The organism is Streptomyces sp. NPDC026377 (genome assembly GCF_055567715.1).
Genome location: NZ_JBVHPV010000005.1, coordinates 53,732 through 67,832, shown reverse-complemented (window position 1 = coordinate 67,832; position 14,101 = coordinate 53,732). Strand labels below are relative to the sequence as shown.

Genomic DNA, 14,101 nt, shown 5'->3' with positions numbered 1-14,101 from the left:
CGGTGAACGACCGACAGGACCCCTACGACCCCTATGCGCCGCAGGTGCAGCTTGTCGGTTATGACGAGTACGGCCAGCCGGTGTACCAGCAGGTGCCCCAGCAGGGTGCGTACGACCCGTACGGCCAGGCCCAGCCGCAGCAGTCCCCTCAGGCCCACCAGCACCAGCAGGACTATCAAGGCCACCCGCAGGAGCAGCAGCAAGCCCGGCATGACGGTCACGGATATGACCCGTACGCCCAGCAGCAGCCCTCGTACGGCTACGACTACGACTACGGCTCGGGTTCCGGTTCCGGTTCCGGCTCGGGTTCCGGTTACGACGCGTACGGGCAGCCCGTTCAGCCCTCCGCGCCCCAGCAGCACCAGGGGTACGCCTACGACACGCAGCAGTGGGGCGGCGAGCAGCCCCCGGCCCAGACCGCCCAGGCTTCCGCGCAGGCGCAGGCCCCTGTGCGCGAGGCCGAGCCCGAGCCGGAGCCGGTGGCCGAGCAGGTCCCGGTGCTGCCGCAGCAGCGCAAGGAAGAACGCGACTACCGCACCGAGCAGTTCTCGTTCATCGAGGAGCCCGACGAGGACTCCGAAGACGTCATCGACTGGCTGAAGTTCACCGAGAGCCGCACCGAGCGGCGCGAGGAGGCGCGGCGCCGGGGCCGCAACCGGGTGGTCGCGCTCGTGGTGGTCCTCGCGCTCGCGGTGGTCGGCGGAGTCGGCTACCTCTGGATGGCCGGCAAGCTGCCCGGCCTGTCCTCGTCCTCGGACTCGGGGAAGCCGGCGGTCGCGGTCGGGGCGCAGAAGCGGGACGTGATCGTCGTCCATCTGCACAACACCCAGAAGGGCGGCACCTCCACGGCGCTGCTCGTCAACAACGCCACCACCAAGCAGGGCACCACCGTGCTGCTGCCCAACACCCTCGCCGTCTCCAACGACGACGGCACCCGCACCACGCTGGGCAAGTCCGTGGACGGCGACGGCTCGCAGGGGACCCGCGAGGCGCTCGGCACCCTGCTCGGCACCAGGATCACCGGAACCTGGCGGCTGGACACGCCGTTCCTGGAGAACCTGGTCGACCTGGTCGGAAACATCGACGTCAGTACGGATGCCGATGTGCCGGGCAGCAAGGCAGGCGCCGCCCCCGTGGTGAAGAAGGGCGAGGACCAGACGCTGACCGGGCAGATGGCCGTGGCGTACGCCACGTACAAGGGGCCCGGTGAGGCGGAGGCCAAGCAGCTGCAACGGTTCGGGCAGGTGATGTACGGGGTGCTGCGCAAGATCTCGGACGATCCGAAGGCCGCGACGATCACGGTGCAGACGCTGGCGCAGATCCTCGACCCCTCGCTGCCCGAGGCCGACCTCGGTGCCGCGCTGGCCAAGCTCGCCGAGCACGCCAAGATCGGCGCCTACAAGACGGCGCTGCTGCCGGTCCAGCAGGACGGCACGCTCAGCGCGCAGGCCGGTGACAGCGTGGTCAAGGACATCCTGGGCGGCTCGGTCACCGCACCCGACAAGGGCTCCGCGGTCCGGGTCGGCGTCAGCAACGGCAGCGGCAACCCCAAGGCGGCCGAGAAGGCCCGGATCGCCCTGGTCAACGGCGGTTACGCGGTCATCGACGCGGGCGGCGCGAGTACGGCGGCGTCGTCCTCCGTCACCTACGGTGACGCGAGCCAGAAGGCGAAGGCCGAAGAGGTGGCCAAAACGCTGGGGCTGGCGGCCGGAGCGGTCCGGCAGGGCAAGGCCGCGGCGAACGCGGATGTCTCCGTGGTGCTCGGCAAGGACTACAAGATCAAGTAATCCTTTCGGGGCTGTCGGCGGTCCGTGAGACCCTGGAGAACGATCTGAATCGATCTGACCGCCGACGAAAGCCAGCTTGTGACCGCCACGGACCGTTCCATCGAGCTCATCACCGCCGCCGCCCAGGCGGCCGCCGACCGGCTCGCGCACGACATCATCGCGTACGACGTCAGCGACGTGCTGTCGATCACCGACGCCTTCCTGCTCGCCTCCGCCCCCAACGACCGCCAGGTCAAGTCGATCGCGGAGGAGGTCGAGGAGCGTCTGAACAAGGAGCTCGGCGCCAAGCCGGTGCGCCGGGAGGGCGACCGCGACGCCCGCTGGATCCTGCTCGACTACGTGGACATCGTCGTGCACGTCCAGCACAGCGAGGAGCGCGTCTTCTACGCTCTGGAGCGGCTCTGGAAGGACTGCCCCGAGCTGCCGCTTCCCGAGGACGCCCTGAAGACCCGCGGCAAGGCCGCCGAGCACGCCCAGCTGCACGGTGGGACGGAGGACGGTGAGCTGAGCTGAACGGCAGCGACACGAAACCGGGCCGGGGCCGCCGCGTCGTCCTGTGGCGGCACGGCCAGACCGCCTGGAACCTGGAGCGCCGCTTCCAGGGCTCCACGGACATCGAGCTGACCGAGGCCGGTCTCGGCCAGGCGCGCCGCGCGGCGCGCCTGCTGGCGGCCCTGAAGCCGGACGCGATCATCGCCTCCGACCTTCAGCGGGCCGCGGCGACCGCCCAGGAGCTGGCCGTGGTCTGCGGGCTTGCGGTGACCCACGACGCCGCCCTGCGGGAGACGTACGCGGGCGCCTGGCAGGGCCTGACCCACGAGGAGATCGTCCAGCGCTACGGCGAGCAGTACGCGGCGTGGAAGCGCGGCGAGCCAGTGCGCCGGGGCGGGGGCGAGCTGGAGACCGAGGTGGCCGACCGGGCCGCCCCGGTGGTGCTCGCGCATGCCGACAAGCTGCCCGACGACGGCACCCTGGTGGTGGTCAGCCACGGCGGGACGATCCGTACGACCATCGGCCGTCTCCTCGGCCTGGAGTCGCACCACTGGGAGGGCCTGGGCGGGCTCTCCAACTGCTGCTGGTCCGTCCTGGGCGAGGGCGCGCGCGGCTGGCGCCTGCTGGAGCACAACGCCGGCACGCTCCCCGAGCCGGTCTTCGGCGACGACGACTGAGGGCCGGGGCCGGGCGCGCCGCGGCGGCCAGCGGGCCGCCGCCGGGCGCGCCGGGTGCCCGCCGGGAGAGGTGCGACCACCGGATTTCACTTTCCGGCAGGTCACAGGCTAAAGTTCTTCTTGTTCGCGGCGCGGGAGCGCGGGAAACAGAGCGAACAGCGGGGCTATAGCTCAGTTGGTAGAGCGCCTGCATGGCATGCAGGAGGTCAGGAGTTCAATTCTCCTTAGCTCCACAGGTACGGAAATCCCGTCCGGTCGGTTCGACCGGGCGGGATTTCGCGTTTCCGGGGCCCGCAGCCCCCGTTCGCCCCGCCCCGGGCACCCCCTCCGCACGCCCCCCGGGCCCGTCCGGGTGCCCCCGGGTGTGAGGCGGCCGCCCAGCCCCGTGCCCGGGCGGCCGCCTCACGCCCAGATCTTCTCCCGCATGTCCCGCAGCGCCGCCGTGCGCGCGCCACTCTCCTCGTCGTTCGGTGTGTATGTCACGATTCGGCACTCCGGCATGCCGTTGATGGACAGCGACACCGACGTCATCCGTATCTCCCCGACCGCCGGATGCCGGAAGGTCTTCACCCTCGGGCCCGGCGGCACCACGTCGCCGGTCTTCCACAGCCGCGCGAAGTAGGGGCTGGCCTCGGAGAGCCTGGCGATGAACGACTCCCAGGCGGGCTCCCCGGCATGGCGGCCGTACTCCGAGCGCAGGGTCGCCACCATCACCGGCAGCTCCTTCTCCCGGAAGAGGACCGGACAGCTGGGCTCCGGCACGGTGAACAGCGTCCACAGGACGTTGCGCATGCCCAGCGAGCGGATCTCCGGGATGTCGAACAGGTCCCGGTAGGCGGGATTGGTCGCCAGGATGTCGTAGCGCCCGTTGTAGACCACCGCCGGATGCGGGTCCAAGGCGTCGATGATCCCCTGGATCTCGGGGCCCACCTCCATCACCGGGGCCTCCCGGTCCGGCTCGCAGGGGACGTCCGCCAGGTGGTAGAGGTGCGCGCGCTCCGGCTCGTCCAGGCGCAGGGTGCGCGCCACCGCGTCGAGGACCTGCGGCGAGGCGTTGATCGGGCGCCCCTGCTCCAGCCAGGTGTACCAGGTCACGCCCACTCCGGAGAGCTGGGCGACCTCCTCGCGGCGCAGCCCCGGGGTGCGCCTTCGCAGGCCCGGGGGCATGCCGACGTCCGCCGGTGTGACCCGCGCGCGTCTGCTGCGCAGGAAGGCGGCGAGTTCCGGTCTGCGGCGTCCGTTCGGTGCGGCCACTGTCGTCACGTCCCCCATGGTCGATCCCGTCGCCCGCCGCTGCCAGGTGCTGTCAGTACCAGCATCAGCGGGCTCTCGTTACCCGTATCCGAGCACGGTCAGGCTGGCTGCCATGACCACCGCACTCCGTCCGGGCCCAAGTCCCCTACTCAGTAAAGACCGTGCCACTGACAACCGGCCTTCGCTGCTGCTCGCCATCGTGCTCGCGGCGCAGTTCATGGCGCTCCTCGACGTCTTCATCGTCAACGTCGCCGCCCCCACCATCCGCACCGAACTGCACGCGTCCGGCGCCGCGTTGCAGCTGGTCGTCGCCGGTTACACCATCGCCTACGCGGTGCTGCTGATCACCGGCGCGCGGCTGGGCGACCTGCTCGGGCACCGCCGGCTCTATCTGACGGGCCTCGCCGTCTTCACGGCCGCCTCCCTCGCCTGCGGTCTGGCCGGGACGGCCGGCCAGCTGATCGCCTTCCGGCTGGTGCAGGGCGCCGGGTCGGCGCTGATGATCCCGCAGGTGCTCAGCCTCATCCAGCGCAACTTCACCGGAGAGGCACGCACGCGCGCCCTCGGGGTGTACTCCGCCGTGCTCGCCACCGGCGCCGCCGCCGGACAGGTGGTCGGCGGCGTCCTGGTCAGCGCCGACCTCTTCGGCACCAGCTGGCGGCCGGTGTTCCTGGTCAACGTGCCCCTCGGGCTGATCCTGCTGGTCCTCGGCGTGCGCCGGCTGCCCCGGGAGCGGCACCAGCACCGCGGCGCCGCCCGCTGGGTGCGCGACCTCGACCTGCCGGGCCTTGTCCTGCTCGGCGCCAGTGTCTGCCTGCTCACGGTGCCGCTGGTGCTCGGCCAGGAGGAGGACTGGCCGCTGTGGGCCTGGCTGTCGCTGGGCTCCAGCGTGCTGCTCTTCGCCGCCTTCTGGGCCTACGAGTCGCGCCTGGCCCGGCGCGGCGGCGTCCCCCTGATCGCGCCCAGGGTGCTGCGCCTGCCCGGCATGGGGCTCGCGGTCCTGCGGATCGTCGTGGTGATGGCCGTCAACGCGGGCTTCTTGTTCACCCTCACCCTGCACATCCAGGGCGGCCTCGGCTACAGCGCGCTGCGCGCGGGACTGACCTTCGCGCCGACCGCCGTGGTCTTCGGCACGGTCGGGCTGACCTGGCGGCGCTGGCCCGCACGCCTGCAACGGGCCCTGGTGCCGGGCGGGTTCGCGCTGACCGCGGTCTCCACGCTGGCCACCGGCGCCCTCCAGCGAGGCGGCGGCACGGGCGGGCTCGTCGTCTACGTCACGTACGCGGGCGTGGGCGCCGGTCTGGCGCTCGCTTTCAGCCCCACCTTCGCGGGCGCGCTCGCCGGGGTGCGGCCCGAGGACGCCTCGGACGCCAGCGGGCTGCTCGCCACCGTGAACCAGCTCGGCCAGCTGATCGGCGTCGCGGCCTTCGGCACGCTCTTCCTGAACCGGCTCACGACGGGGGCGCACACCTCCGGGGGCGCGCTGTGGGCATGCTCCCTGGCGCTCTCCGCGGCGGCACTGGTGGGAGCGCTGACGGGTCTCGTATCACGACGTCGCTGACCCTCTTGCGCGGCCATGGCAGAATCGTGACGGCCGGAGGGGGACGACGGACCGAACGGGAGGGAGACCGCGATGCCTGCGAGCCGCGACGACGTCCCGGACCTGTCCGGTGCGGCGCGGACGGCGACCCGGACCAGCCGCCCTTCCCGCGGTTCCTCCCGTGTCGCGCGCCCGCTCGTCGGGCGCGGAAGCCTCTCCTACGTGTGCACGGCCTGCGGCCACAGCTGGAGCTGAGATGGGTGCACACAGGCGGAAGTGCGACTGGTGCGGCAGTGGTACGCCCATCGTCCGGGACATGGAGCCGGTCAACGCCGACTACCAGTACTGGTGCGAGGAGTGCGCGCGGGCGCTGATCATAAAAGGCGACCCCATCGAGACCTACCGGGAGCTGGAGGGGGAGCCGATCTACGGCCGCCTCCTGGAGGCGCACTGCACCCTCAAGAGGTTCTACTCCTTCGCCACGGCCTGAGCCCGACGCCACCGCCGGCCCGGCCCGCCCCGAGCGCCACCGCCGCCACGCACACCGCCCCGGCCAGCGGATAGAGCGCCGAGAGCGCCATCTGCCAGCCGTGCTGCGCCAGTTCGGGGCGGCCCGCCCCGTGCGGCACCCACCACAGGGCGTACGAGCCGAAGACCAGCGCGGCGACGGCGCCGCCGGTGCGGTGGGCACCGAGGGCCACGAGCCCCGGCACGCACCACACCCAGTGGTGCGACCAGGAGACCGGGCTCACCAGGAGGGCCGTGGCCGCGCAGCACATGACCGCCCCCGCCCGCCGCTCGCGCAGCTCCGCCCGTACCGCCGCGCCCAGCCCCAGCACCGCCGTGAGGGCCGCGGCGGCGGCCCAGCAGGCTCCCGGCTCCGCGGTGTGCAGCAGCCGGGCCAGCACCCCGCGCAGGGACTGGTTGGCGGTGTCCTCGGCGTGGCCGACCCGGCTTGCCTGGAACACCGTGGACGTCCAGAAGCGGCGCGAGTCGGCGGGCAGCACCAGAGCGGTGGCCAGCGTCGCCCCGGCGAACACCGCCAGCGCCGTCGCCGCCTGGCGCAGCCACGGGTTCCAGCCCGCTCCACGCGCGCGTACGAGACCGGTGAGCAGCAGGAACAGCGCGAACAGGGCGGGAGTGAGCTTCACCGCGGCCGCCAGGCCGATCCCGACGCCCGCCCCCCGGTGGCCGGAGCGCCGGGTCAGGTCCCACAGGACGGCGACCGCCAGCAGCAGATTGATCTGGCCGTAGCGCAGCGTCGTCCACACCGGCTCGCACCACACCGTCAGCGCCGCCACCCACAGCGCCGCGCCGGGCCGCTGCCGTCCCACCAGCCGCAGCGACAGATGGGCGAGCGCGACAAGGAGGGCGAGGTTCGCCGCGGTGGCGAGCGCGCGCATCTCCGGCACGCCCAGCAGCGTCAGCGGCGTGAACAGCAGCGCGGCGAAGGGCGGATAGGTGGTGGGCAGCCCCGCGCGCGTGGCCCGCAGCGCGTACAGGTCCGACCCGGCGCGTACGGCCCCGCCCTCCGCCCGGTAGACCATCAGGTCGATCATCGAGACCCCGGCGGCCCGCTGGGCGGCCCAGAAGGCGCCGAAGGAGAGCAGGCAGACCGCCGCGGCGAGCGCCACGGGGCGGCGGACGGGGGTGAGACGGGCGGCGGTGTGCGCGAGCACGTTCACGGTCACGAAAGGGGACGTTACCGGCCCTGTCCGTACAGAACGGCAATCGATTTGGTGGAGTGCCGGGGGGACCGTGTAATGTTCTCGATGTCGCCGGGGGAAACCGGGCGGCGAACACAGCAAGGGGCTATAGCTCAGTTGGTAGAGCGCCTGCATGGCATGCAGGAGGTCAGGAGTTCAATTCTCCTTAGCTCCACAGTGAAGAAGGCGGCCACCCGATCCGGGTGGCCGCCTTCTCGCCGTTACGGCTCAGCGGGTCAACCGCGGCCGCTGCCCAGGGCCTTGCGGGCCGGAGCCGCCAGCGCGGGCAGCTCGGCGGGCGCCCCCTCGATCCGCAGCGCCAGCGCGGGGCACCGGCGCACCGCTCGCTGCGCGCGCCCCCGCAGATGCATCGGGACGGTCGCGTCCGCCACCGCCGGGTAGCCGTCGGCGCCCAGTCGGATCAGCTCCGGAATGAGGTCCGCGCACAGGCCGTGCCCCTCGCACAGCGTCCAGTCGACCAGCACCTTCTCGCCGCTGGGGATGCCCTCCTCCTGGTAGCCGTCGCCCGGCAGCGGCAGCACCCCCAGCGTCGGACGGCCGCAGCCGCCGCCCAGGACGTGTGCCGCCAGGTCGTCGGTGAAGGCGTTGACGGTGGACGCCAGGAAGCGGGCCGAGCCGTCCGGGTGCTTGCAGGCGCCGCGCCCCTTGACCGCGCCCGTGACCTCGCGCAACGCCTCCAGGGCGGCCGGGCCGCCGCCGTTGAGCACGTCCGCCAGACCGCCCGCGGCGGCCGGCAGACCGAGCCGGCACGGGCCGCACTGGCCCGACGTCTCGGCCGCCAGCCAGTTGGCGATCCGCAGTGCCTCGCCCAGCGGACACGTCTCCGGCCCGATCGGCAGGATCGCGCCCGCCCCCAGCGCGCCGCCCAGCGCCGCCAGCGAGTCCCGCGAGATGACCGCGTCGTGCGCGGCGGCCGCGTCCAGCCAGCTGCCGTGGTAACCGCCGGTGAGCACGCCCTGCGGCACCGGCGGCGCCCCGGCCAGCTGGAGCACGTACCGCAGCGGCACACCCGTCGGCACCTCCACCACCATCGGCCGGGCCACCGCCCCGGAGATCGTCAGCAGGACCGTGCCGGGCTCGGTGGGCAGCCCCGAGTGGCTGTAGCGGCGTGGTCCCACCCGGGCGGCCACGGCGAGCTGCGCGTACGTCTCGGCGTTGGACAGCAGTGTCGGCGCGCCGCCGATGCCGGTGTCCGAGGCACGCACCTTGCGTCCCGGCGGCAGCGCGGGACCGCCGCCCGCCGCCCGGATCACGGACGAGGCCTCGCCGGAGACCATCCGCTCCGGAGTGCGCACCACGCGCGCGCGGAGCGCGGTTCCGCGCCGGTCCGCCAGCCCCCGCTCGGCGAGGGCGGCGCGGATCGAGGCCTCCGTGGAGTCCCGGGTGACGGCGACGACCAGAGTGCGGGCTCCGAGGGCCTCAGCGGCCAGCAGAGCGCCGTCCAGGACCAGATGGGGGGCGCGGTTCACCAGGACGGTGTCCTTGCGGCAGGCGGGCTCTCCTTCGCTCGCGTTGACCACCACGACCGGACGCACGCCCCGCCGGATCGCGGACTTGGCGACTGCCCGCAGCTTGCGGGCGAACGGGAACCCGGCGCCGCCGCGCCCGTTGAGCGAGATCTCCTCGGCGAGCTGGGCCAGCTGCTCGCCGGGGACCGGCTCCAGCGGGCCGTGCACCTTCAGGTGCATGTCGAGGCCGAGCCGCTCGACGAGGTCGAACCCCGCGGTCAGTTGCGGGAGTCCGACGACCCGCACCTCGGGGACGTCGGGCAGTGGCGCGTTCACGGGCGGTCTCCTGCGGGGCTGTGCCAGGGCTCACCGGCGACGGGCTGGTGGAACGGGCTGGACTGGGGGGAGGTTCCGGGCTGCGGCGCGGCCGGTCCGGGGAACGGCCCCGGAGCACCGAAGGCGGCGCCGTTGTCTTCGTAGGGGACGGTGGGCAGCGGCGCGGTCTCCTCGAAGCCGCCGGGATCCGCCCCGCCGTGCGGCGCGGCGCCGTAAGCGGCGGAGTCGTGGGCCATGGAGTCGTAGGCCGTCGGGCCGTAGGCAGTGGAGTCGTAGTCCGTCGTGCCGGGGGCCGGGCCGGTGTACGTCGTCCCGGACAGGCCGACGCCTCCCGAGCCGCCCTCTGCCGGGCCGCCGCCGAGGTCCGTGAAGCCGTTCTCCTGGAGCGGCATGTTCTCCGGCGGACGCGGGGTGGGCGTCGGCCAGCTCGGGGCGTACGAGGGCGGCGCGGGGGCCAGGGAGACCGCCCGGTAGGCGGCCGAGATGCCGGGCGCGGGCGCCGCGGCGGGCACGGCACGGCGCCGGCCGGTCCCGCGGAGCTCCTGGCCGCCGTACGGATCGGCCGTGAGCGGGTCGGCCGGGTCGCGCTCGGCGGTGAAGCGGTCGGTCGCGAACGCGTCCGCCGGATACGGATGCGGCGCGGGCGCCTCGTAGCGGGGGGAGGCGGGATCGGCCGGGTGCGGCTGGGGCGTGGAGGCGTCCGGGGCGATCGCCTGGCCTGCCTCCACGCGCGCGAGGAGCGGCGCCAGCCACCGCATGAGACGGCGGCGCGCCGGACGCGGCAGCGAGCGCACCACGAGGGCGCCGGCCACACCGGCCAGCGACAGGCTGTAGAGCGTGACGACCCAGCCGGCCGCCTGACGGCCCGCGTACAGGCCGTGGACCAGCGCGAAGCACCAGGCCGGATAGGCCAGCATGTGCACCGAGCGCCAGTGGCCCGCCACCCGGTCGGGGTGGGCGAAGGCGCTGCGCAGGGCGCCGGTGGCGGCCGTGACGACCATGAGGACCGCGGCGAGGGAGCCGAGGCCGATCAGTCCGTCGGAGCCGGTCACACCGAGCCCGAAGGGGACCAGGGCGCCGAGCAGGCCCACATGACCGACCGCGATCTTGACGGTGATGTGCACCAGAAGGAAGCCGATCGAGGACACCGCGGTCGCGCGGTGCACGGCCTGGGCGACGAGCCGGTGGCGCGTCGTCATCAGCAGCCGGTCGGTGGCGAGCAGGCCCCAGACGACCGAGGAGGTCAGGCAGACCAGCGAGAGCACGCCGGTGGTGAAGTCCAGCGCGGCACGGAAACCGCCGCCGGTCGCGGCGGCCAGCACCGGTATGAGCACCGCCGAGGCGATGAGCACCGCGCCGGACGTCCCTCCTTTCACCCGTCCTTTCAGGGACGGGATTTTCAGTGTCGGGGTGGAGCGGGGACTGTGAGGGTTCATGGGGCGACTCCGAAACGTTCAGCAAAGTGGTCCCGTGGCCGCATGCTAGGTCGCCTCATACCAAGCAGTACGGCGTTTGAGTGGTTGCCCCAGAAGAGGTCGGTACGCGGAGTAACCTCTTCCGGCCGCGCTCGTTGGGGCGCCTCGTGAACGCTCAGTGCGGGCCGTGCGGGGCCTGCGGTACCCTGACGCCATGCGTGCCGTACGCCTTCTGCTTAGCGAGCCGCGCTGATCAGTCCCGACCGATGAGAAGAGCCGGTCGGAATCGGCGCGGCGTCCCCTCCTGTGCGAGGGGCTTTTTCGTTTGGTGAATGTCGCAGCCGCTGGCAGAGACGATCGATGGAGCTTTAAGGATCATGAGCGAGACGAATTCCGCTGCCGCAGAGCCGGTGGCGCCGCACCGCTACACGGCCGCCATGGCCGCCGACATCGAGGCACGCTGGCAGGACTTCTGGGACGCCCACGGCACCTACGCGGCGCCGAACCCCAGCGGTGACCTGGCCGGGGACCCGGCGGTCACCGCCCGGCCCAAGAAGTTCATCATGGACATGTTCCCGTACCCCTCGGGCGCGGGACTGCACGTCGGCCACCCGCTGGGCTACATCGCCACGGACGTCTTCGCCCGTCACCAGCGCATGACCGGCCACAACGTGCTGCACACGCTGGGCTTCGACGCCTTCGGCCTGCCCGCCGAGCAGTACGCGGTGCAGACCGGCACGCATCCGCGCGTGTCCACCGAGGCCAACATGGAGAACATGAAGGCGCAGCTGCGCCGCCTGGGCCTGGGCCACGACCGGCGCCGCTCCTTCGCGACGATCGACCCGGACTACTACAAGTGGACGCAGTGGATCTTCGTCCAGATCTTCAACTCCTGGTACGACACCGAGGCGAAGAAAGCCCGTCCGATCTCCGAGCTGGTCGCCCAGTTCGAGAGCGGCGAGCGGCAGGCTCCCGGTACGCGCGCGTGGAGCGAGCTGAGCCCCGCCGAGCGCTCCGACGTCCTGGGCGGCTACCGCCTGGCGTACGCCTCGGACGCGCCGGTCAACTGGTGCCCGGGCCTGGGCACCGTCCTGGCCAACGAGGAGGTCACCGCCGACGGCCGCTCCGAGCGCGGCAACTTCCCCGTCTTCAAGGCCAAGCTGCGCCAGTGGAACATGCGCATCACCGCCTACGCGGACCGCCTGCTGGACGACCTGGACGCGCTGGACTGGCCCGAGGCCATCAAGCTGCAGCAGCGCAACTGGATCGGCCGCTCCGAGGGCGCGCGCGTGGACTTCGCCGTCGACACCGCCACCGGCGACGCCGACGCCATCACCGTCTTCACCACCCGCCAGGACACCCTGTTCGGCGCCACCTACATGGTGCTGGCGCCCGAGCACGAGCTGGTCGACGCGATCGTCCCGGCCGCCTGGCCCGAGGGCACCCACGAGGTGTGGACCGGCGGCCACGCCACCCCCGCCGAAGCCGTCGCCAAGTACCGCGCGTTCGCCGCTTCCAAGTCCGACGTGGAGCGCCAGGCCGACGCCAAGGAGAAGACCGGCGTCTTCACCGGCGCGTACGCGGTCAACCCGGTCAGCGGCGACAAGGTCCCCGTCTTCGTCGCGGACTACGTCCTGATGGGCTACGGCACCGGCGCGATCATGGCCGTTCCGGCGCACGACACCCGCGACTTCGCCTTCGCGCGCGCCTTCGAGCTGCCGATGCGCTGTGTCGTCGAGCCCTCGGACGGCCGCGGCACCGACGCCGCCACCTGGGACGAGGCTTTCGCGTCGTACGACGCCAAGCTGGTCAACTCCGCCAACGCGGAGATCTCCCTGGACGGCCTGGGTGTCACCGAGGCCAAGGCGAAGATCACCGACTGGCTGGCCGAGCGCGGCATCGGCGAGGGCACCGTCAACTTCCGGCTGCGCGACTGGCTGTTCAGCCGCCAGCGCTACTGGGGCGAGCCCTTCCCGATCGTCTACGACGAGGACGGCGTCGCCCACGCGCTGCCCGAGTCGATGCTGCCGCTGGAGCTGCCCGAGGTCGAGGACTACTCGCCGCGCACGTTCGACCCGGACGACGCCGACACCTCGCCGGAGACCCCGCTGTCGCGCAACGAGGACTGGGTGAACGTCACCCTGGACCTGGGCGACGGCCGCGGCCCGCGCCCGTACCGCCGCGAGACCAACACCATGCCCAACTGGGCCGGTTCCTGCTGGTACGAGCTGCGCTACCTGGATCCGCACAACAGCGAGAAGCTGGTCGACCCGCAGATCGAGCAGTACTGGATGGGTCCGCGCGAGAGCCGGCCGCACGGCGGGGTCGACCTGTACGTGGGCGGCGCCGAGCACGCCGTGCTGCACCTGCTGTACGCGCGTTTCTGGTCCAAGGTCCTGTTCGACCTGGGACACGTCTCGTCCGCCGAGCCGTTCCACAAGCTGTACAACCAGGGCATGATCCAGGCGTACGTCTACCGGGACGCCCGTGGCTTCCCGGTGCCGGCCGCCGAGGTCGAGGAGCGCGACGGGAAGTTCTTCTTCGAGGGCGAGCCGGTCAAGCGCGAGCTGGGCAAGATGGGCAAGTCCCTGAGGAACGCGGTCACTCCGGACGAGATCTGCGCCGAGTACGGCGCGGACACCCTGCGCCTGTACGAGATGGCGATGGGCCCGCTGGACGTCTCGCGCCCGTGGGACACGCGCGCGGTGGTCGGTCAGTACCGCCTGCTGCAGCGGCTGTGGCGCAACATCGTCGACGAGACGACCGGTGAGGTCACCGTCACCGACGCGGAGCCGGACGAGGCGACCCTGCGCGCCCTGCACAAGGCCATTGACGGCGCCGGCGGCGACCTGGCGGAGATGCGCTTCAACACCGCCATCGCCAAGATCACCGAGCTGAACAACCACCTGACCAAGGCGGGCGGCCCGCTGCCGCGCCCGGTCGCCGAGTCGCTGGTGCTGCTGGTGGCGCCGCTGGCCCCGCACATCGCCGAGGAGCTGTGGCGCAAGCTGGGCCACCAGGACTCGGTCGTTCACCAGGACTTCCCGGTCGCGGACCCCGCCTACGTGGTCGACGAGACCGTGACCTGCGTCGTGCAGGTCAAGGGCAAGGTCAAGGCGCGCCTGGAGATCCCGCCGAGCATCTCCGACGAGGAGCTGGAGAAGCTGGCCCTGGCCGACGAGGCGGTCGTCGCGGCGCTGGGCGGCGCCGGGATCCGCAAGGTCATCGTGCGGGCACCGAAGCTGGTGAACATCGTCCCCGCGTGACCGGCTGAAGGACCGAGTGCCTGACCGGCCGAGCGGTACCGGGGGTTTCCCCTACGGGCAGGTTGGGGGTTGCCGGGGAACCCCCGACCCGCCCGGTCCGTTTACGGTGGGAGGGAGCCGGCGGAGTGCGCCGGCGAAGGCAGGCCGACCGCCGACGAG

At 72.5% G+C, this 14,101-nt stretch carries 11 protein-coding genes and 2 tRNA genes; 9 read left to right on the top strand and 4 right to left on the bottom strand.

Annotation, left to right across the window (positions count from 1 at the left end; translation table 11 throughout):
- Positions 1-2: 2 nt before the first annotated feature.
- The 4 genes from ACZ4MU_RS12900 to ACZ4MU_RS12885 all read left to right on the top strand — a co-directional run bounded on the left by ACZ4MU_RS12900 (position 3) and on the right by ACZ4MU_RS12885 (position 3,189).
- A complete protein-coding gene (locus ACZ4MU_RS12900; RefSeq protein WP_467874781.1) occupies positions 3-1,787 on the top strand; it encodes an LCP family protein in 1,785 nt (594 codons plus the stop codon).
- A 78-nt stretch (positions 1,788-1,865) separates the two neighbouring features.
- The gene (gene rsfS / locus ACZ4MU_RS12895) at positions 1,866-2,300 is read left to right on the top strand and encodes a ribosome silencing factor (RefSeq protein ID WP_365108305.1); all 435 of its coding nucleotides are present in this window, start codon (positions 1,866-1,868) and stop codon (positions 2,298-2,300) included.
- Entirely contained in the window at positions 2,297-2,956 is a 660-nt protein-coding gene (locus ACZ4MU_RS12890; RefSeq protein WP_467875506.1) for a histidine phosphatase family protein, read from the top strand. Before rsfS ends, ACZ4MU_RS12890 begins: the two co-directional genes overlap by 4 nt.
- 160 nt (positions 2,957-3,116) lie before the next feature.
- Positions 3,117-3,189: transfer RNA gene (locus ACZ4MU_RS12885), tRNA-Ala, on the top strand.
- A gap of 169 nt (positions 3,190-3,358) precedes the next feature.
- Here the strand turns inward: ACZ4MU_RS12885 and ACZ4MU_RS12880 are convergent.
- A complete protein-coding gene (locus ACZ4MU_RS12880; RefSeq protein ID WP_467874778.1) occupies positions 3,359-4,228 on the bottom strand; it encodes a helix-turn-helix transcriptional regulator in 870 nt (289 codons plus the stop codon).
- A 181-nt stretch (positions 4,229-4,409) separates the two neighbouring features.
- Here ACZ4MU_RS12880 and ACZ4MU_RS12875 point away from each other — a divergent pair, with 181 nt between their 5' ends.
- From ACZ4MU_RS12875 to ACZ4MU_RS12865, 3 genes are all read left to right on the top strand, one after another.
- Positions 4,410-5,771: an MFS transporter gene (locus ACZ4MU_RS12875; protein WP_467875503.1), complete on the top strand. Its 1,362-nt coding sequence runs from the start codon at positions 4,410-4,412 to the stop codon at positions 5,769-5,771.
- 72 nt (positions 5,772-5,843) lie between these two features.
- Positions 5,844-6,005 carry a hypothetical protein gene (locus ACZ4MU_RS12870; RefSeq protein ID WP_467874776.1) on the top strand — a complete coding sequence of 54 codons (162 nt, stop codon included), beginning with the start codon at positions 5,844-5,846 and terminating at the stop codon, positions 6,003-6,005.
- A 1-nt stretch (position 6,006) separates the two neighbouring features.
- Positions 6,007-6,240 carry a hypothetical protein gene (locus ACZ4MU_RS12865; RefSeq protein WP_067158879.1) on the top strand — a complete coding sequence of 78 codons (234 nt, stop codon included), beginning with the start codon at positions 6,007-6,009 and terminating at the stop codon, positions 6,238-6,240.
- On the opposite strand, the gene ACZ4MU_RS12860 is transcribed toward ACZ4MU_RS12865, so the two are convergent.
- The gene (locus ACZ4MU_RS12860) at positions 6,209-7,441 is read right to left on the bottom strand and encodes a glycosyltransferase 87 family protein (RefSeq protein WP_467874773.1); all 1,233 of its coding nucleotides are present in this window, start codon (positions 7,439-7,441) and stop codon (positions 6,209-6,211) included. The two genes, ACZ4MU_RS12865 and ACZ4MU_RS12860, sit on opposite strands and share 32 nt — an antisense overlap.
- 117 nt (positions 7,442-7,558) lie before the next feature.
- On the opposite strand from ACZ4MU_RS12860, the gene ACZ4MU_RS12855 reads away from it, so the two are divergent.
- Positions 7,559-7,631, top strand: a tRNA-Ala gene (locus ACZ4MU_RS12855).
- Positions 7,632-7,692: 61 nt separating this feature from the next.
- Here ACZ4MU_RS12855 and ACZ4MU_RS12850 read toward each other — a convergent pair.
- Together ACZ4MU_RS12850 and ACZ4MU_RS12845 are read right to left on the bottom strand one after the other, a co-directional pair.
- Positions 7,693-9,261 carry a ferredoxin gene (locus tag ACZ4MU_RS12850; RefSeq protein ID WP_467874771.1) on the bottom strand — a complete coding sequence of 523 codons (1,569 nt, stop codon included), beginning with the start codon at positions 9,259-9,261 and terminating at the stop codon, positions 7,693-7,695.
- Positions 9,258-10,637 carry a hypothetical protein gene (locus ACZ4MU_RS12845; RefSeq protein WP_467874769.1) on the bottom strand — a complete coding sequence of 460 codons (1,380 nt, stop codon included), beginning with the start codon at positions 10,635-10,637 and terminating at the stop codon, positions 9,258-9,260. Before ACZ4MU_RS12845 ends, ACZ4MU_RS12850 begins: the two co-directional genes overlap by 4 nt.
- A 416-nt stretch (positions 10,638-11,053) precedes the next feature.
- On the opposite strand from ACZ4MU_RS12845, the gene leuS reads away from it, so the two are divergent.
- Positions 11,054-13,942, top strand: a complete 2,889-nt coding sequence (leuS, locus tag ACZ4MU_RS12840) for a leucine--tRNA ligase (RefSeq protein WP_467874766.1) — start codon at positions 11,054-11,056, stop codon at positions 13,940-13,942.
- Positions 13,943-14,101: the final 159 nt, after the last annotated feature.